This is a genomic window from Streptomyces sp. NPDC002520, assembly GCF_053595235.1.
In genome coordinates this window covers 305,733-323,481 of sequence record NZ_JBSFXG010000004.1, presented here as the reverse complement: position 1 = coordinate 323,481, position 17,749 = coordinate 305,733, and the positions used below count along the sequence as shown (strand labels likewise).

Annotated in this window: 15 protein-coding genes and 1 pseudogene; 3 read left to right on the top strand and 13 right to left on the bottom strand. The window is 71.6% G+C overall.

Features of this window, described 5'->3' with window-relative positions; genetic code table 11:
• Positions 1–1,139: pseudogene (locus tag ACWD5D_RS09595) on the top strand (hypothetical protein); the annotation flags it as partial.
• Positions 1,140–1,434: 295 nt separating this feature from the next.
• On the opposite strand, the gene ACWD5D_RS09590 reads toward ACWD5D_RS09595, so the two are convergent.
• The 6 genes from ACWD5D_RS09590 to ACWD5D_RS09565 all read right to left on the bottom strand — a co-directional run bounded on the left by ACWD5D_RS09590 (position 1,435) and on the right by ACWD5D_RS09565 (position 4,815).
• Positions 1,435–1,932, bottom strand: coding sequence for a DUF5949 family protein (locus ACWD5D_RS09590; protein WP_451372224.1), 498 nt, complete (start codon positions 1,930–1,932; stop codon positions 1,435–1,437).
• A gap of 127 nt (positions 1,933–2,059) precedes the next feature.
• Positions 2,060–2,341 carry a hypothetical protein gene (locus tag ACWD5D_RS09585; RefSeq protein WP_451372318.1) on the bottom strand — a complete coding sequence of 94 codons (282 nt, stop codon included), beginning with the start codon at positions 2,339–2,341 and terminating at the stop codon, positions 2,060–2,062.
• 246 nt (positions 2,342–2,587) lie between these two features.
• On the bottom strand, positions 2,588–2,827 hold the full coding sequence (locus ACWD5D_RS09580; RefSeq protein ID WP_451372223.1) for a chaplin: 240 nt from the start codon (positions 2,825–2,827) through the stop codon (positions 2,588–2,590).
• Between the two features lie 154 nt (positions 2,828–2,981).
• Positions 2,982–3,839: a chaplin family protein gene (locus tag ACWD5D_RS09575; protein WP_451372222.1), complete on the bottom strand. Its 858-nt coding sequence runs from the start codon at positions 3,837–3,839 to the stop codon at positions 2,982–2,984.
• Between the two features lie 107 nt (positions 3,840–3,946).
• Positions 3,947–4,174 (bottom strand): chaplin, encoded by a 228-nt coding sequence (locus tag ACWD5D_RS09570; protein WP_451372221.1) that lies wholly within the window; start codon positions 4,172–4,174, stop codon positions 3,947–3,949.
• 230 nt (positions 4,175–4,404) lie between these two features.
• Positions 4,405–4,815, bottom strand: a complete 411-nt coding sequence (locus ACWD5D_RS09565) for a rodlin (RefSeq protein WP_451372220.1) — start codon at positions 4,813–4,815, stop codon at positions 4,405–4,407.
• A gap of 251 nt (positions 4,816–5,066) precedes the next feature.
• Here ACWD5D_RS09565 and ACWD5D_RS09560 point away from each other — a divergent pair, with 251 nt between their 5' ends.
• Positions 5,067–5,477: a rodlin gene (locus ACWD5D_RS09560; protein ID WP_451372219.1), complete on the top strand. Its 411-nt coding sequence runs from the start codon at positions 5,067–5,069 to the stop codon at positions 5,475–5,477.
• 207 nt (positions 5,478–5,684) lie between these two features.
• On the top strand, positions 5,685–6,092 hold the full coding sequence (locus tag ACWD5D_RS09555) for a rodlin (RefSeq protein ID WP_451372218.1): 408 nt from the start codon (positions 5,685–5,687) through the stop codon (positions 6,090–6,092).
• A 240-nt stretch (positions 6,093–6,332) separates the two neighbouring features.
• Here ACWD5D_RS09555 and ACWD5D_RS09550 read toward each other — a convergent pair whose 3' ends face one another.
• From ACWD5D_RS09550 to iolB, 7 genes are all read right to left on the bottom strand, one after another.
• Complete coding sequence (locus tag ACWD5D_RS09550; protein WP_451372217.1) at positions 6,333–7,868, bottom strand: YfbK domain-containing protein; 1,536 nt, start codon at positions 7,866–7,868, stop codon at positions 6,333–6,335.
• A 157-nt stretch (positions 7,869–8,025) separates the two neighbouring features.
• Positions 8,026–8,889: an ABC transporter permease gene (locus ACWD5D_RS09545; protein WP_451372216.1), complete on the bottom strand. Its 864-nt coding sequence runs from the start codon at positions 8,887–8,889 to the stop codon at positions 8,026–8,028.
• The gene (locus tag ACWD5D_RS09540) at positions 8,886–11,537 is read right to left on the bottom strand and encodes a CocE/NonD family hydrolase (protein ID WP_451372215.1); all 2,652 of its coding nucleotides are present in this window, start codon (positions 11,535–11,537) and stop codon (positions 8,886–8,888) included. The genes ACWD5D_RS09545 and ACWD5D_RS09540 overlap by 4 nt, the downstream gene beginning before the upstream one ends.
• 184 nt (positions 11,538–11,721) lie before the next feature.
• The gene (locus ACWD5D_RS09535; RefSeq protein WP_451372214.1) at positions 11,722–13,128 is read right to left on the bottom strand and encodes an APC family permease; all 1,407 of its coding nucleotides are present in this window, start codon (positions 13,126–13,128) and stop codon (positions 11,722–11,724) included.
• 390 nt (positions 13,129–13,518) lie between these two features.
• Positions 13,519–15,021, bottom strand: coding sequence for a CoA-acylating methylmalonate-semialdehyde dehydrogenase (gene mmsA, locus ACWD5D_RS09530; protein WP_451372213.1), 1,503 nt, complete (start codon positions 15,019–15,021; stop codon positions 13,519–13,521).
• A 17-nt stretch (positions 15,022–15,038) separates the two neighbouring features.
• The gene (gene iolD / locus ACWD5D_RS09525; protein ID WP_451372212.1) at positions 15,039–16,925 is read right to left on the bottom strand and encodes a 3D-(3,5/4)-trihydroxycyclohexane-1,2-dione acylhydrolase (decyclizing); all 1,887 of its coding nucleotides are present in this window, start codon (positions 16,923–16,925) and stop codon (positions 15,039–15,041) included.
• Positions 16,922–17,746 carry a 5-deoxy-glucuronate isomerase gene (iolB, locus tag ACWD5D_RS09520; protein ID WP_451372211.1) on the bottom strand — a complete coding sequence of 275 codons (825 nt, stop codon included), beginning with the start codon at positions 17,744–17,746 and terminating at the stop codon, positions 16,922–16,924. Before iolB ends, iolD begins: the two co-directional genes overlap by 4 nt.
• Positions 17,747–17,749 lie beyond the last annotated feature (3 nt).

The following is a 17,749-nucleotide window of genomic DNA, read 5'->3' as shown; positions in this document are numbered from 1 at the left end:
ACGGTCTCAACGGTGTCACGGGCCCGACCGGTCCCACCGGCCCGCAGGGCATCGAGGGCGCCGACGGCTTCGGCGCCACCGGCGCCACCGGACCCACCGGCGCCACCGGCCAGAACGGTCTCAACGGTGTCACGGGCCCGACCGGTCCCACCGGCCCGCAGGGCATCGAGGGCGCCGACGGCTTCGGCGCCACCGGCGCCACCGGACCCGCCGGTGGTCTCGGCCCGACCGGTCCCACCGGCCCGCAGGGCATCGAGGGCGCCGACGGCTTCGGCGCCACGGGCGCCACCGGACCCACCGGACCCACCGGCCCGCAGGGTCTGAACGGACTCAACGGCATCAACGGCACCAACGGAGCTACCGGCGCCACGGGAGCTGCCGGCCTCAACGGCGCCACCGGAGCCACCGGAGCCACCGGAGCCACCGGCCCGCAGGGTCTCAACGGACTCAACGGCACCAACGGAGCCACCGGACCGACCGGCGCCACCGGAGCTGCCGGCCTCAACGGCGCCACCGGAGCCACCGGCCCGCAGGGCCTCAACGGACTCAACGGCACCAACGGCATCGACGGAGCCACCGGACCGACCGGCCCCACCGGAGCCGCCGGCCTCAACGGACTCAACGGCGTCGAAGGACCCACCGGCCCCACCGGAGCCGCCGGCCTCAACGGCACCAACGGCATCGACGGAGTCACCGGACCGACCGGAGCCGCCGGCAACCTCGGCCCGACCGGACCCACCGGCCCGCAGGGTCTCAACGGACTCAACGGCACCAACGGCATCGACGGAGCCACCGGACCGACCGGCCCCACCGGAGCTGCCGGCCTCAACGGCACCAACGGCACCAACGGCACCAACGGAGCCACCGGACCGACCGGACCGTCGGGCACCTCGCAGACGCAGTTGCTGACCTCGACCGCGCAGATCGTGGCCCCCGGCGCCACGGCGACGCTGAGCGGACCGTCCTGCACCAGCCTCGGTGCGTTCACGGCCGTCAGCGGCGGTATGACCCAGCTGGCGGGAACGGGCCAGGTTCAGACGCTGTCGAGCCTCCCGGGTACGGCCTGGACCGTCACCGTCACCAACCCTGGCATCGACCCCGCGACCGTCACCGTCACGTCGGTCTGCCAGCCGGGCTGATCCCGGGCCAGTCCGGCCGCCAGGGAACCCGCTTCCCCTGACCGCACGTTCCTCCCCTCAGAACGGTCCGGGCCGCCCACCTGTCAGGTGGGCGGCCCGGACCGTTTTTCCCGGGGAACATCGCGCCGCCGGCCGGACTCATGCCGAGCAGATCACGATGCCGCAGGACACCACCGGGTTCAGGCTGCAGCCGGGCGTGAAGTTCGGGTTTGCCGAACGGGGCGAGCAGCCCGCCCGCCCCCATGTGTACGAGCAGCAGGGCGAAGCCCCGGACCGCGCCCCCCGGTGCTCGTCATCAGCCGCGCAGACTCCGGGCCGGCAGCATGATGTGCGCCGCCTGCTCCAGGGTCTCGGCGGCACCCGCGAACGCGGCCAGCGCCTCGGGGGCCACGGGCCGGCCCGGTGCGGCCTCGGGCCAGGGGCGGGTGGTGAACACGAGGTGGACGAAGCCGCGTTCGGCGACCGCCGCCAGCCACTGAGGCGGAGCGGTGCACTGGGCGGTGAGCCGCGGCATGGTGACGATCGCCTGTCCGGCCTCGACCAGCAGGCTGACCGGCGAGCCGGGCAGCGCGGCACTGTCGACGAGGCCGCCGCCCACCGGCAGCCGGTTGCTCTCCAGCAGCTGCCGTACGGCGGCGGAGGATGCCTCGGGGCCGTCCGCGGCGCCGCCGAGGGAGTAGGCGAGCAGATAGGGCATGTCGCCGCCGGGGGCCTCGCCGCTCCAGGCGAGGACGACGAGCGTGCCCGGATCGGCAGGGCGGAAGGGGCGGGTTTCGCTGAGGGTTGAGGTCACCGCGCGACCTTATCGACGCGCCGGAAGCGCCCCCGTCGTCCGCTCACCCGAGCGGACGACGCCCGGAGCACTCTCCACACGAACGAGGGACGCCTCTCGACACCCCTCGAACACCGTCCCGGGAAGGTCAGCTTTGCAGCGGCAGACCGCCGAGCAGTGGATTGTGCCGGTTCAGCGCGCTGGTCACCCCTTTGACGCTGTTGAGCACGGAGCCCTTGTTCTCGGTGTCGAGCGCGTCCGACTGGTGCCGCAGCGGCATCACGTCGATGGGGCCTTCGGTGAGGGCGTTCACCGCGCCGTTGAGGCTCGTGGGCGTCACGTCGGCGGCGCCGTGGGCGAACGCGGGCGCGGCGCCACCGGCGGCGACCAGGGTTCCGGCGACGACAACGGCGGCCTTCAGGGACTTCATCATGTTCCTTTCGTCGGCGACTCACGTCACTTCAGGAATTTCTGACGCCGTGCTCAACGATCCCTGCTCCGGGCGGAAACCCCGAGTGCAGAAATTCTCTGCGATCCACCGGGCTGTCATCAGACCAGAATTCAAAACCGGAAATATGATCAGTAATCAGTGGTGTAGCCGATGCCTGGCGTTCCACACGAACCGGCCGCCCTCCCATGCGGGAGGGCGGCCGGCCCAGGACGTTGTGCGGCGACGTCAGCCGTTGGCGCAGGTGTTGCCGAACGCCGGGTTCAGCAGACCGACCACGTTGACACTGTCGCCGCAGACGTTGACCGGCACGTGAACCGGGACCTGGAGGACGTTGCCCGACAGGACGCCCGGGGAGTCGGTGGCGCTGCCGTTCGCGCCGCTGTCGGCGGCGGCGATGCCGGCGGCGCCGGCGACGGCCGCGGCGGCGACGGAGGTAAGGACCAGGCCCTTCGCGATACGCGACATGGAGAAGTGCTCCTTGGAGGGTTGACACAAACATCCGGGCGGATGCCCGACGCTGTGTCAACGTGCGGTGGTGGAGAAGGTTGTGCCGCCAAAGGGGTGATCCCCGAGAGACGGCCGGGGGTGCCGGACACCGAGGCGTCCGGCACCGCGTGGGTCACCGACGGCGCATGACTCGGCCTCGCCGGTAGAGGATCACTCCGCCCATGATCAGCGTGGCGCTGACGCCCGAGGCCGCGAGCGTGGTCCCGCTGCCGGTCTCGGCCAGCGCTGCCGGAGTGGCCGAGGTAGCCGAGGTGGCCGGGGTGTTGTGCACGGCGTCGTGCTGCCGTTCCGGGGCCGCCGGGGTGTGCCGCACCGGAGCCGTGGGCGCGTCGGGCCGCTGTTGTTCGACCGGGGCGGGCGGCCGGGGAGCCGGGGTGCGGCTGACGGGCGGGGTGGTCCCGGCGGTCGTCGGCGCAGGCGGCTGCGCGGTGCTGCTGGAGCCCGTTTGCCGCGGGATCTCCGGCGTGCTCTGCCCGGCCGGCGGCTGTGCGGTGCTGCTGGAGCCCGTTTGCCGCGGGATCTGCGGGGTGTTCTGCACGGCCGGACCCGACGGGTTGCCGCAGGAGTTGCCGAACGCCGGGTTCAGCAGGGCGACGACGTCAACGGTGTTGCCGCAGGCATTGACCGGAACGTCCACAGGCACCTGCACGGTGTTGCCGGATCCGACACCGGGCGACTTGCTGGTGGAGCCACTCGCGGCCGAGCCACCCGCGGCCGAGCCGGCCGGGGCGGAGTTGCCGCAGGAGTTGCCGAACGCCGGGTTCAGCAGGGCGACGACGTCAACGGTGTTGCCGCAGGCATTGACCGGAACGTCCACGGGCACCTGCACGGTGTTGCCGGACAGGACACCGGGCGACGTGTCGGTGGAGCCGCCCGCGACCGCGTCGGCCAGGGCGGGGCTGCCGCAGAGGGATAGAACACTCGTCGCGGCGGCAGCCGCGAACACTCCCCTGCTCAGGGTCTGTCGCAATCTCGTTGTCTTCCTTTGTGAAGAATCGGGAAAAGCCGGCCTTGGAACGCGGGAGGAGGTGTCCAAGGCCGGCCGTGACGCAGCCGGGCGGCTGGTGCGTTACTCCGTCAGCCGTTGGTGCACGAGTTGCCGAACGCGGGGTTCAGCAGGGCGATGACGTCGACGGTGTTGCCGCACAGGTTGACGGGGATGTGCACGGGCACCTGGACCACGTTGCCGGAGAGGACGCCCGGGGAGCCGGTGGCGGAGCCGGTGGCGCCGGCGTCGGCGAAGGCCGGAGCGGCCGCACCCAGAGCCATGATCGCGCCGGCGACGACTGCAGCGCTCTTTTTCATGAACTTTCCCTTCTCTCCGGTCATGCCCTTGTGGCGGCTGAAACCGAGCGAGCACAGCTTGAACGGCTCGCACCATGACCGGCGGTTGTAGAACGAGGAATAGCAGCGGGGGAAACTGCGGCACGTGAGCCGCCAGGAAATTCACCCGAACGCCTCGGCCGTACGGGCATCGAGGCGCCGTATATGGGGAATGGGGCGCCCGAAACGGCCCAGGGTCCCCGCGCGAGGCCTCAGCGGTTGCCGGTGCCGTTGCTCGACAGTGCCGAGATATCGTCCAGAACGTGCGACAGCGGTTCGTCGTTCTTGGCCTGGGTCGAGTTCTCCGCGCACTGCTGGTTCTGCGGGGCGGACAGGACCGGGACGTCCTGGACCGAGACCGGCACGAGGCCGACGAGCGAACCGGCGTTGGCCTTGGCCGGCAGCCCCACGCAGAGCTTGTTCAGCGAGCCCTGCGCCAGGGTGGTCTGCGGGCTCAGGTTGCCCGTGGTCACCGAGTTGCCGAACGTCTGCGAAGCGCCGGAGCCGCTGGTGGAGGTCGTGCCTGTGTCGTTGCCGGCGGCCAGCGCCTGAGGGGCGGCGCCCGCCGCGGCACCGACGACGGCCGCGGCGATCGCCGCCGCGGACATTGCCTTCTTCAGCATTTCGCGTTCCTTTTCTGGCGGAGACACACACTCCTGCTCCCGCATCAACCACCGGCAGAGGATTTGGTTGCGGCGATTCACCCGGTCGGACCGTTCACGTTGCGGGCGGGCGTGGAAAACAGGGGTCGGTGCCGCGTTTTCGGGCGGCTCCGCGATGTGGGCCGTCGGAGTGAATCGGAAGAACCAAGCGGGCCCCGGGGAGTTGACCAGAACGCCCCGTCGGACGGGGTTTCTTCAGAAGGGAACAGCAAGTGATCAAGAAGGTTCTGGCTGCCGCCACGGTCGCCGCTTCCGTCGTCGGCGTCTCCGCCACCGCCGCTCCCCAGGCGCTCGCCATCGGCAACGACACCGGCACGACCTCCACCAGCGGCACCGGTGCTTCGCAGTCGTTCGGCAACTCCGCCACGTACGGCACCATGAGCCCGCAGATGGCGCTCATCCAGGGTTCGTTCAACAAGCCCTGCATCGGTCTGCCGGCCAAGGCCAACCTGGGTTCGCTCGTCGGCGTCGTGCCGGTCTCGGTCCAGGACATCCCGGTCCTGTCCGCCCCGCAGACCCAGCAGTGTGTCGAGAACTCCACCCAGGCCAAGGGCGACGAGCCGCTCTCGCACATCCTGGACGACATCCCGGTCCTGTCCGGCAACGGCACGAACAACAGCTGAGCAGGACGTCTTGCGAGCCCGGTACGCGGGCTCCGTCAACGGGCCGCCGATCTCTCGGCGGCCCGTTCGTTTCGTGCGACAGGCGCGCTTGTCGCATCATCCGAACGCACTACGCCGAACGGGGCAAACCCCGCAACCCCATCGTGGTTCACCCAGTTGGCGATCATGCAACTCCTCCCCGGAGTCCGCTTTTCGAAAGGAACGAACATGAAGAAGCTGTGGGCAACCGCGGCCATCGCCGCTTCGGTCGCCGGCATCACGGCCATGGCCGCTCCGCAGGCGCTCGCCATCGGTGACGACACCGGCACGACCTCCACCAGCGGCACGGGTGCTTCGCAGACGTTCGGCAACTCGGCGACGGCCGGCGACCTGAGCCCGCAGCTCTCGCTGGTCCAGGGCTCCTTGAACAAGCCGTGTGTGGGTCTGCCGGCGAAGGTCAACGCCGGTTCGCTCGTCGGTGTCGTGCCGGTCTCGGTCCAGGACATCCCGGTCCTGTCCGCCCCGCAGAACCAGCAGTGCGTCGAGAACTCCACCCAGGCCAAGGGCGACGAGCCGCTCTCGCACGTCCTGGACGACATCTCGGCCCTGTCCGGCAACGGCACGAACAACAGCTGAGCTCCGCCGCGGCAACGGCGGGTCACCGGGTCTCCGGTGACCCGCCGTTGTCGTGTCGTCAGCCGGCGTACGTCGACTGCGGTGCCGTCACGTGCGGTACCGCGCCTCGATCTCGTCCGCCTACGCCTCCGGCTCCCGGTCGCGGATCGTGCCGACGTGCCGAACGTGCTTGCCGGAGCGGCAACTTACTCGGGGGTAGGGAAAGGTCAATGGGGTGTGCGCGGTCGGTCGCTGGGCGGGTCAGCCGGTGGAGCCGGTGCCGTTCGCCCGCCGGAGCGCGTCGGCGAGTGCCCGTACGTCCCGGTCCTCGGTGATGTCGGCCAGCGTGGCCGCGCGGGCGGCGAGGCGGGACGGGATCGGTGCGCCGGGCAGGGCGGGGCCGTGGTCCTCGCCGGTGCGGCGCAGGGCGTCGGCGAAGTAGGCGGCGACGGCCGTGACCTGGAAGCGGGGGCTCGTCTCCCACACGGAGTCGTGCAGGGTGCCGGTCTCCAGGGCGCCGGACTCCTCGTGCGGGGCGCGGGTGGCGGGGTCGAGCCAGCGGACGGTGGCGGTGGCGAGGTGGCCGTCGGCGCCGGGCTTCGTGCGTACCGCGTACAGGGCGGTGACGGTGTGTCCGGGGCCCACCTCGCCGCCGTCGACGCGGTCGTTGCGGAAGTCGTCGTCGGCGACCCTGCGGTCGTCGTAGCCGACGAGGCGGAACTCGGCGACGGTGTGCGGGTCGAAGGCGACCTGGGCCTTGGCGTCGCGTGCGGTCAGCTCGATGTTGCGCGGGAGTTGCTCGCAGAAGACCGTGCGGGCCTGGTCGGTGCCGAAGACGTAGACGGTGTGGCCGTCGCCCTTGTCGGCGAGGCGTTCCATGAGGGCGTCGCCGTAGTCGCTGCCCACGCCGACGCCGAAGAGGGTGATGCCGTGCTCGCGCCGGGCCGTGTCGATGCGGTCGAGGATCGCGTCGGGGTCGGTCTCGCCGTCGTTGGCGAGGGCGTCGGAGACGAGGACGACGCGGTTGGTGGCACCCTTGCGCAGGCCTTCGACGGCGGTGGCGTAGCCGGCCTCGACGCCCGCGCCGAGGTTGGTGGAGGTCTGTGCCTCGAGGCCGTCGATCGCGTGGTGCACCTCGGCGCGGTGGCCGCCGAGCCGGGTCATGGGCAGCAGGGTCTCGGCGCGGTCGCTGAAGGTGACGACGGCCACCGAGTCGTCGTCGCGCAGCCGGTCGGTCATGGTGTCCAGGGACCGCTGGGCGAGGTCGAGCCGACCGGGTTCCTCCATGGAGCCGGAGACGTCGACGACGAAGGTGAGCGCGGCGGCCGGGCGTTCGTCGTCCGGCTCGGCGGCCCGGGTGGCGAGGCCGACGCGGACCAGCGACCAGTCCTTCTCGGCGGTACGGGCGCCGTCCACGGTGACGGTGAAGCCGTTGCCGTCGGGTCGGCGGTAGTCCTGGCGGAAGCTGTTGACGAACTCCTCGGGCCGGACGGCCCCGGGGTCGGGGGTGCCGCCGTCGGCGAGGGTGCGCAGGGCGTAGGTGTAGGAGGCGGTGTCGACGTCGAGGGCGAAGGTGGACAGGTCGCTGTGGGGCGCGACCGACTTGGAGTCCTGGTCGGTGCCCTCGCCCCGCTTGTCGCCGGGGGCCGGGGCGGGCAGGCCGTGGCGGTCGACGCTGTCGGTGCGGTCCGCCGTGCCGCCTGCTCCGCAGGCCGTGAGCAGCAGGCCGCCCGCGGCCGTGAGGGCGAGCAGCGCGGCCCGCACGCGCCGCACTCGATGTGTCCCGTTCCGCTCCATCTCACTGTCCCCCTGCGCCGGTTGGGGCCGCCTTCTGCGACCTCTGCCGACTGTGACGGCGCGGGGGGCCGGAACGTGCGCCCCGGGGGGTTGCGGATGCGTCTCGAACCGGCCACGGCAGCGGCCCGCCGAGACCGGTAGGTGACGCTCCGGTGACCTACGAGACGACGTCCTTGCGGGCGAAACCCCGGAAGGCCAGGGCGAACAGCACCAGGGCGTACGTCACGGAGATCGCGGCGCCCTGGATCATGCCGGACCACTCCAGGTGCGGCTGGACGGCGTCGGCCCAGGCGAACTGCCAGTGCGCGGGCAGGAAGTCGCGCCAGTGGCCGAGGGCGGTGACGGCGTCCAGGACGTTGCCGACGATGGTCAGGCCGACCGCGCCGCCGACCGCGCCGAGCGGCGCGTCCGTCTTCGTCGAGAGCCAGAACGCCAGTCCGGCGGTGACCAGTTGGGACACGAAGACGTACGCGACCACGACGACCAGGCGCTGTGCCGCGGTGCCCGCGTCGAGCGCGCCGCCGGTCGGTATCTGCAGCGGGCCCCAGCCGTAGGCGGCCGTGCCGACCGCGAGGGCGACGACCGGCAGCAGCACCATCGCGGCCAGGCTCAGCCCGAGGCCCACGACGAGCTTGGACCACAGCAGCCGGGCCCGGGGCACGGGTGCCGCGAGCAGATAGCGCAGGGAGGACCAGCCGGCCTCCGAGGCGACCGTGTCCCCGCAGAACAGGGCGACCGGGATCACCAGCAGGAAGCCCGCCGAGACGAACAGGTTGACCGCGGCGAAGTTGGCGCCGGACGCGGTGGCGGTGTCCATCAGCGTCACCTGTCCGTCGCGACCGGACGGGCTGCCGCCGATGGCGAACGCGATGAGCAGGACGAACGGCAGTACGGCGAGGATCGCGCCCATGACCAGCGTGCGCCGCCGCTTGAGCTGGCGGACCAGCTCCACGCGCAGCGGCAGCGTGCGGGCCGCGCGGTAGCCGGAGGCCGTCTCGGTGCGCTCGGCCAGCGTGCTCATGCGGAACCTCCGATCAGGGTGAGGAAGGCGTCTTCCAGGCGCCGGTGGGGGCCGACCGAGGCGACCGGCACCTCCAGCCGCACCAGTTCCACGACCAGCCGCTCGGCGGTGCCGCCGGGGTCGAGGCGGATCAGCAGCCCGTCCTCGGTGCGGACGGCGGAGGCGACGCCGGGCAGCGCGGCGACCTTGTCCACGACCGGTTCCTCCACGGGTGTGCCGGTGCCGACCAGCAGCGTGTCGCCGGAGCCCACGATGTCCCGGACCGGGCCCGCCTGGACCAGCCGGCCGCGGTCCATCACCACCAGGTGGGTGCAGGTCTGCTCGACCTCGGCGAGGAGGTGGCTGGAGACGATGACCGTGCGGCCACCTGCGGCGTACCGGATCATCACCTCGCGCATCTCGCGGATCTGGGGCGGGTCGAGACCGTTGGTGGGCTCGTCCAGGATGAGCAGGTCCGGCAGGCCGAGCATGGCCTGGGCGATGGCCAGGCGCTGGCGCATGCCCTGGGAGTAGGTGCGCACCGCGCGGGCGAGGGCGTCGCCGAGACCGGCGATCTCCAGGGCCTCGGCCAGGTGGGCGTCCTCGGGCGGGCGGCCGGTGGCCCGCCAGTACAGCTCCAGGTTCTCCCGGCCGGACAGGTGCGGCAGGAAGCCCGCGCCCTCCACGAAGGCGCCGACCCTCGACAGTACGGGCGCGCCGGGCCGGATGGCGTGGCCGAAGACGCGGATCTCGCCGCCGTCGGGCTTGATCAGGCCCATCAGCATGCGCAGGGTGGTGGTCTTGCCCGCGCCGTTGGGGCCGAGCAGTCCGAGGACCTGGCCCTTCTCGACGCGGAAGGACAGCTCGCGCACCGCGTACCGGTCGGCGGACCGGGCGTACCGCTTGCTCAGGTCGCTGATCTGCAGCGGGACGTCGGCGAGGGCGGGGTCGGGCGCGGGGGCGGTCGTACGGCGCCGGCCGGTGAGGATCAGGGCGAGCGCGACGGCGGCGCCGGCCAGGGGCAGCCACCACACCCAGGCGGGCAGCGCGGCCGCGGCGGTCGTGACGGCGGGGGCCGTCGGCACGCTCAGGCCGCCCTCGAGCGAGACGGTGTACGTCGCCGGGGCGGTCGGTGAGGCGTAGCCGAGGTCGGTGGAGGCGAGGACCAGGCGGAGCCGGTGGCCCTTCTGCACCTCGTGGTCGATCGCCGGGAGGCTGATCGTGACGTCCTTGCCGGCCTTGGCGCCGGTGACCCGCAGGGGTGCGACGAGCTGGGAGGGCAGCACCTGCCGGGTGCCGTCGGGGCCGACGTCGTACACCTTGGCGAACAGGACGGCGTCGTCGGCGGTGGAGGTGATGTGGGCGGTCACGGTCGGGGAGCCGGTGACGCGCAGGGCGGTGCGCAGCGGGCCCGAGTCGAACCGGGCGTACTGGCCGGGGAAGTCGAGGGAGACGCCGACGCCGAGCGCGGACAGCTGGGCGAGTCCGCCGGCGCCGCCGAGTCCGGGCAGCGCGGAGACGCCGGGCGGGCTGGCGCCGGCCGGGTTGGCGATGTGCTGCTCGCCGCCGGTGAGGGCGATGGCCTTCCGGTGGTCGTGCAGGCCGGGGTAGGCCTTGGCGCTCGCGCCGCGCAGCAGGGCGGCGCCGTCGGTGGAGTCGACGCCTCCGGTGCGGGTGATGCGGAAGGCGGGGCCGGTGTCGGCGGACCGGTCGTCCTTGAGGTAGCGGTCGAACCAGGTCCGCACCCGGTGCTCCACGCGGCCGGTCTCCATGTCGCCGCCGTCGTGGCCGCCGGCGATCCAGTCGACGTCCACCGGGGCGCCGTTCGCCCGGATCGCCTTCTCGGCGGCGTCGGACTGGGCGAGGGTGAACAGGGAGTCGGTCTGGCCCTGCAGCAGCAGGGTGGGCACCTTGATGCGGTCCGCGACCGCGGACGGCGAGCGCTCCTCCAGGAGCGTGCGGGCGGCCTGGTCCGGGGTGCCGGACTCGGCGACCCGGTCGTACATCCGGCACAGCTCCGGCTCGAACCGGGCGCAGCCGCCGCCGGTGTTGAAGAAGACGCCGGCCCACAGCTTCTTGAACACGCCGTCCGGGAACAGGGCGTCGGCGAGGTTCCAGTAGGTGATGGCGGGGGCGATGGCGTCGACCCGCCGGTCGTGTCCGGCGGCGAGCAGGGAGATCGCGCCGCCGTAGGAGCCGCCGGCCACGCCGACGCGCGGGTCGCCGGGCTTGTCGAGCCGGACCTGGGGCTGCTTCGCCAGCCAGTCGATGAGCCGGGAGACGTCGGTGACCTCGTGCTTCGGGTCGTTCAGACCGATCTTTCCGGTGGAGTGTCCGAAGCCGCGCGCGGACCAGGTGAGCACCGCGTATCCGTCGCGGGCGAGGTCCTCGGCCTGCCGGCGCATGTCGTCCTTGCTGCCGCCGAAGCCGTGTCCCAGCAGGACGGCGGGGCGGCGGCCGGTGGCGGCGCCGGTGAAGTAGGAGGTGTCGATGCGTGTCCCGTCGGGCATGGTCATGACCCGGTCGCCGCGGTGCACCGGCGGCGCGTCGCCGGAGGCGACGGCCGTCCAGGTGCCGGCACCGGCGAGCACCACGACAGCGGCCGCGGCGGCGATCAGCCGGCGCGGCCCCTTCAGCAGCCCGCGCAGTGCGGGCCTTCGAAGATCCATGCCCTCAACGGTACGGGCCGCCACCGACAACGGATGCGGCCGCCGGTCTGAACCCCGCACCCTCCTTGGGGATTACGGGTCTCGTGCCGCGTACTTCGGACGCGGTACGCGAGACTCCGGGAACGACGTCGCCCTCGCCGCCTGTCGCAGGCGGCAAGGGCGACGGGGACCGGGATCGGGACCGTCAGGCCTCCGTGTCCTCCGGGACGGAGACCAGCCAGCGGGTGTCGGCGCGCGGGCGGAGGTAGAAGAACCAGTAGAGGGTGGCGACGGCGGTGATGCCGCCGGTCCACAGCAGGTAGGACGGGTCCTGCTCCACGAGGACGTAGGCGAGGACCGCGATCAGCAGGACCGGCATGGCGGGCCACAGCGGCATCCGCCACACCTTCTTCGAGCCGTGCGCACCGCGGCGGGCGAGCAGCGCGGCGATCGCGACCAGCAGGTAGAGGCCGGTGACGGCGACGCCGGTCACGCCGTACAGCGTGTCCAGGTTGACGAAGCAGAGGAACGCGCCGGGGACGCCGACGACGAGAGTGGCGACCCAGGGGGAGCCGAACCGGCCGAGCTTGGACAGGGCGTTGTTGACCGGCGCGGGCCAGGCCTTGTCGCGGGCGGAGGCGAACAGGACGCGGGAGTTCTGGATGACCATGACGATGCCCGCGTTGATGATCGCGAGGGCGACGCACAGGCTGACGAAGGTGCCGACGGCCGAGTTGCTCCAGGCGATGACCATGCCGCTGATGTCGCCGCCGGTCAGAGCGTTCAGGTCACCGGCGCCCAGGGTGATCGCCACGACGGGCACCAGGATGACCACGCTGGAGATGGCCAGCGTCGCGAGGACCGTACGGGCGACGTTGCGGCGCGGGTTCTCCAGCTCCTCGGAGAGGTAGATGGCGGTGGAGAAGCCCTGGGTGGCGAAGAGCGCGATGGCGAGCCCGGAGAGGACCATCATGCCGGTGACGGGGTTGATGTGGGCGTGCTCGCCGGCCACTTGCAGGGAGCCGAGGCTGCTCACGCCGCGGTGCTGGTGGGTGAAGCCGAGGAGTGCGACGACACCGGCCGCGACGACCTCCAGGACCAGGAAGATTCCGGTGATCCAGGCGTTGGCGCGCAGGTCCAGCAGACCGGCGAGGGTGGCCGCGATCATCACTCCGGCGCCGGTCATCGCCGGGTCGAGATGGACGATCGGGGCGAGATAGTCGGCGGTGCCCATCGCGATGACCGGAGGGACGATCATCACGACGAGCAGGGACATCACGAAGGCCAGCCAGCCGGCGAGCCGTCCGGCCAGCGTGGAGACGATCGCGTACTCGCCGCCCGCGCTGGGGATGAGGGTGCCCATCTCCGAGTAACAGAACGCCACGGGGATACAGAGCAGCGCGCCGATGGCGAGGCACAGGGCCGTCGCCGTGCCGAGGCTGGAGAACAGGTCGGGCACGATCACGAAGAGCGTGGAGGCGGGCGTGACGCACGAGAGCGTCAGCAGGGTGCCCCCGACGACGCCGATGGAACGCTTGAGCTTCTGAGGGCCGTCAGAGTCCCCAGGAGCCTCTGTGACGGCTGTTTCGACAGGGCGGAGCGTGTCGGTCATGCGGCGGTGTTCCGATCGACTCGTGCGTGAGGGTGGGGGGTCGGGAGCGCTATCGCCTCCGGCGGCTCGTCGTACGTCGTCTCGTCCGCTCCCGGCGCTGCATAGAGAACCCCGACGAAAACCACCACGTCAATGGCCGTTTACCTTCGGAATCCGCATCCGCGACAGGACCTAGGTCACATAACTTTCCCAGGCCATGAAGCCCTATTGGTGTATCCATCAAGCCCTGACCGGATGTGACCTTGCTTTCAAAGGTCATCCAGCCGTAACTCCTTCGCCACCCGTTTCATCCCGCCGGAACGGGAACCGCAGGTAAGGCGTTAAAAAAATGTCAGGCCGTCCGGAATCCGGACGGCCTGACGAGGGCTGTGGGTGACGCTCAGGTCACCGTCAGTGGTTGCGCGGGAAGCCGAGGTCCACGCCCGCCGGGGCCTCGGACGGGTCGGGCCAGCGGGTGGTGACGACCTTGCCGCGGGTGTAGAAGTGCGTGCCGTCGTTGCCGTAGATGTGGTGGTCGCCGAAGAGCGAGTCCTTCCAGCCACCGAAGGAGTGGTAGCCCACCGGCACCGGGATCGGCACGTTCACGCCGACCATGCCGGCCTCGATCTCCAGCTGGAAGCGGCGGGCGGCGCCGCCGTCCCGGGTGAAGATCGCGGTGCCGTTGCCGAACGGCGAGGCGTTGATGAGGGCCACGCCCTCCTCGTACGTGTCGACGCGCAGCACGCACAGCACCGGGCCGAAGATCTCGTCCTGGTACGCCTTCGCGCTGGTCGGCACCTTGTCGAGCAGCGAGATGCCGACCCAGTGGCCGTCCTCGAAGCCCTCGACCGTGTAGCCGGTGCCGTCCAGGACGACCTCGCAGCCCTCGGCCGCCGCGCCCTCGACGTAGGAGGCCACCTTGTCGCGGTGGACCTTGGTGATCAGCGGGCCCATCTCCGACGTCGGGTCGTTGCCGGGGCCGATCTTGATCTTCTCGGCGCGCTCGCGGATCTTCTCCACCAGCTCGTCGCCGATGGCGCCGACCGCGACGACCGCGGAGATGGCCATGCAGCGCTCGCCCGCGGAGCCGTAGGCGGCCGAGACGGCGGCGTCGGCGGCCGCGTCCAGGTCGGCGTCCGGCAGGACCAGCATGTGGTTCTTGGCGCCGCCCAGGGCCTGGACGCGCTTGCCGTTCGCGGAGGCGGTGGTGTGGATGTAGCGGGCGATCGGGGTCGAGCCGACGAAGGAGACGGCCTTGACGTCCGGGTGCTCCAGGAGTCGGTCGACGGCCACCTTGTCGCCGTGGACCACGTTGAAGACGCCGTCGGGCAGGCCGGCCTCGGACAGCAGCTCGGCGATCTTCATCGACGCCGACGGGTCCTTCTCGGACGGCTTCAGGACGAAGGTGTTGCCGGTCGCGATGGCGATCGGGAACATCCACATCGGGACCATCGCCGGGAAGTTGAACGGCGTGATGCCGGCGACGACGCCGAGCGGCTGGCGGATGGCCGCCACGTCGACGCGGTTCGCGACCTGCGTGGACAGCTCGCCCTTCAGCTGCACGTTGATGCCGCAGGCCAGGTCGACGATCTCCAGACCGCGCGCGACCTCGCCGAGCGCGTCGGAGTGCACCTTGCCGTGCTCGGCGGTGATCAGCTCCGCGATGGCGTCGCGGTTGGCGTCCAGCAGCGCCCGGAACTTGAAGAGGACGGTCGTGCGCTGGGCCAGCGAGGACTGACCCCAGGTCAGATAGGCGTCCTTGGCCGCCGCGACGGCCGCGTCCACCTCCTCGACCGACGCGAACGCGACCTTGGTGGTGACCGCGCCGGTCGCCGGGTCCGTGACCGGCCCGTACGTGCCCGACGCGCCTTCGGCGGTCTTGCCGCCGATCCAGTGGTTGACGATCTTCGTCATGCCCAGGGACTCCTTACTCACAGATGGCGGCGTCGGGTCGAGACGTGCCGTTCGTACAGCTCACGGGCCTTGACCGCCGACGGTCGGGTCGCGGTCTCGGCCACAGGAACATCCCACCAGGCCTGCGCGTCAGGCGCGCCCGACACAGTGTCGGACGTTTCGGTCTCCACGTAGACACATGTGGGAGTGTCCGCGGCCCGCGCCTCGGCGAGCGCCGTGCGCAGCCCGTCCACGGTCTTCGCGCGCAGCACCCGCATACCCAGGCTGGCCGCGTTGGCGGCGAGGTCGACGGGCAGCGGGGCGCCGGTGAGGGTGCCGTCCCCCGCGGGGTAGCGGTAGGCGGTGCCGAACCGCTCGCCGCCCACCGACTCCGACAGGCCGCCGATCGAGGCGTACCCGTGGTTCTGCACCAGCAGCATCTTGATCGCGATGCCCTCCTGGACGGCGGTCACGATCTCCGTCGGCATCATCAGGTACGTCCCGTCGCCGACCAGCGCCCACACGTTCCGCTCGGGCGCGGCGAGCTTCACGCCGATCGCGGCGGGGATCTCGTAGCCCATGCAGGAGTAGCCGTACTCCAGGTGGTACTGGTCGGCGGACCGGGTCCGCCACAGCTTGTGCAGGTCGCCGGGGAGCGAGCCGGCCGCGTTGACGATGATGTCGGACTCGTCCACCAGGGCGTCGAGGGTGCCGACGACCTGCGGCTGGGTCGGCCGTGCGCCGCCCTCGCGCGCCTCGTAGCAGGCGTCGACGCGCTGCTCCCAGCGCTCCTTGCCCTCGGTGTACTCGGTGACGTAGGAGCCGGCGACCCGGTGCCCGTGCATCACCAGCGCCTCGGTCAGTTCGCCCAGGGCGCTGCGAGCGTCGGCGACCAGCGGGAGGCCGGCCATCTTGTGGCCGTCGAAGGGCGCGATGTTGACGTTCAGGAAGCGCACGCCCGGGTGCTCGAAGAGGGTGCCGGAGGCGGTCGTGAAGTCGGTGTAGCGGGTGCCGACGCCGATGACCAGGTCCGCGGCGCGGGCCAGCTCGTCGGCGGTCGCGGTGCCGGTGTGGCCGACGCCGCCGACGTCCTGCGGATGGTCGTGGCGCAGGGAGCCCTTGCCGGCCTGGGTTGAGGCGACCGGGATCCCGGTGGCCCCGGCGAACTCGGCGAGTGCCTCCTCGGCGCGGCTGTGGTGGACCCCGCCGCCCGCGACGACCAGGGGCCGGCGCGCGGCCCTGACCGCCCGGACGGCCTCGGCCAGTTCCGCGGGGTCCGCGCCCGGTCGGCGTACGGTCCACACGCGCTCGGCGAAGAACTCCTCGGGCCAGTCGTACGCCTCGGCCTGCACGTCCTGCGGCAGGGCGAGGGTCACCGCGCCGGTCTCCACGGGGTCGGACAGGACCCGCATGGCCTGGAGGGCGCTGGGAATCAGGGCTTCCGGCCGGTTGATCCGGTCGAAGTACCGGGACACCGGGCGCAGGGTGTCGTTGACCGAGACGTCGCCGGCGTACGGCACCTCCAGCTGCTGGAGGACCGGGTCGGCGGGGCGGGTGGCGAAGACGTCGCCGGGCAGCAGCAGGACCGGGAGGTGGTTGACGGTCGCGAGGGCGGCGCCGGTGACGAGGTTGGTCGCACCCGGGCCGATCGAGGTCGTCACCGCGTGCGTGGACAGCCGGTTCGACTGGCGGGCGTAGCCGACCGCCGCGTGCACCATGGACTGCTCGTTGCGGCCCTGGTGGTACGGCATCAGGTCGCCGTACTCGACCAGCGCCTGGCCGAGCCCGGCCACGTTGCCGTGCCCGAAGATGCCCCAGGTGGCGCCGATCAGCCGCTGTCGTACGCCGTCGCGTTCCGTGTACTGGGCGGCGAGGAAGCGGACGAGCGCCTGCGCGACCGTGAGCCTCGTCGTCGAGGTGGTCATGAGTACCTCTCCGCGCTTTTTCCGTGATCCGGGTGGAAGCGGATCCGCCACTCCCGGGTCTCCCCCGGGCCCGCCATGACGTTCAGGTAGTACATGTCGTGTCCGGGCTGGGCGATCGAGGGGCCGTGCCAGCCGTCGGGGACGAGCACGGTGTCACCGGAGCGGACCTCGGCGAGGACGTCGGCGCCGCCCTCCCGCGAGGGGGACACCCGCTGGTAGCCGAACCCGTGCGGGCCCTCGATCTCGAAGTGGTAGATCTCCTCCAGCTCGGACTCCTCGCCCGGCCGGTGCTCGTCGTGCTTGTGCGGCGGGTACGAGGACCAGTTGCCGCCGGGGGTGATCACCTCGACGGCGATCAGCTTGTCGCAGTCGAAGGCGTCGGCCGCGGCGAAGCCCCGCACCTGGCGGGCGCAGGTACCGCTGCCGCGCTGCTCGACGGGGACCTCCGGCGCGGGGCCGTAGCGGGCGGGGAGTCGTCGCTCGCACTTCGCTCCTGCCAGGGCGAAGCGGCCTCCCGCGCCGGAGGCGATCTGGACCCGGGCGTCCCGGGGCGCGTACGCGAAGTCGGAGACTCCCGCGAACACACCCTCCCTGCCCAGGAGTTGGAACTCGTTTCCCTCAATTTGTACGGTACATCCGCCTTCCAGCGGAAGGACGATCCATTCACTGTCCCCGGTGGTGAACGTATGGCTGCCGCCGGGCGCCAACTCGACGACGCGCAGGCTGCAGTGTGTCCAGCCGGCCAACTTGGGATCGATGTCGACGGCGTACTGCGCGTTCGCGGTGGAGCCTTGCGGCAGGTACAGATCAGCACTGGTCATGCG

Excerpts from the sequence above, each read along its gene's own strand:
- ACWD5D_RS09585 (WP_451372318.1), bottom strand. The coding sequence starts at position 2,341 with ATGAAGTCCCTGAAGGCCGCCGTTGTCGTCGCCGGAACCCTGGTCGCC.
- ACWD5D_RS09580 (WP_451372223.1), bottom strand. The coding sequence starts at position 2,827 with ATGTCGCGTATCGCGAAGGGCCTGGTCCTTACCTCCGTCGCCGCCGCG.
- ACWD5D_RS09570 (WP_451372221.1), bottom strand. The coding sequence starts at position 4,174 with ATGAAAAAGAGCGCTGCAGTCGTCGCCGGCGCGATCATGGCTCTGGGT.
- ACWD5D_RS09565 (WP_451372220.1), bottom strand. The coding sequence starts at position 4,815 with ATGCTGAAGAAGGCAATGTCCGCGGCGGCGATCGCCGCGGCCGTCGTC.
- ACWD5D_RS09555 (WP_451372218.1), top strand. The coding sequence starts at position 5,685 with ATGAAGAAGCTGTGGGCAACCGCGGCCATCGCCGCTTCGGTCGCCGGC.
- ACWD5D_RS09550 (WP_451372217.1), bottom strand. The coding sequence starts at position 7,868 with ATGGAGCGGAACGGGACACATCGAGTGCGGCGCGTGCGGGCCGCGCTG.
- ACWD5D_RS09545 (WP_451372216.1), bottom strand. The coding sequence starts at position 8,889 with ATGAGCACGCTGGCCGAGCGCACCGAGACGGCCTCCGGCTACCGCGCG.
- ACWD5D_RS09540 (WP_451372215.1), bottom strand. The coding sequence starts at position 11,537 with ATGGATCTTCGAAGGCCCGCACTGCGCGGGCTGCTGAAGGGGCCGCGC.
- ACWD5D_RS09535 (WP_451372214.1), bottom strand. The coding sequence starts at position 13,128 with ATGACCGACACGCTCCGCCCTGTCGAAACAGCCGTCACAGAGGCTCCT.
- mmsA (WP_451372213.1), bottom strand. The coding sequence starts at position 15,021 with ATGACGAAGATCGTCAACCACTGGATCGGCGGCAAGACCGCCGAAGGC.
- iolD (WP_451372212.1), bottom strand. The coding sequence starts at position 16,925 with ATGACCACCTCGACGACGAGGCTCACGGTCGCGCAGGCGCTCGTCCGC.
- iolB (WP_451372211.1), bottom strand. The coding sequence starts at position 17,746 with ATGACCAGTGCTGATCTGTACCTGCCGCAAGGCTCCACCGCGAACGCG.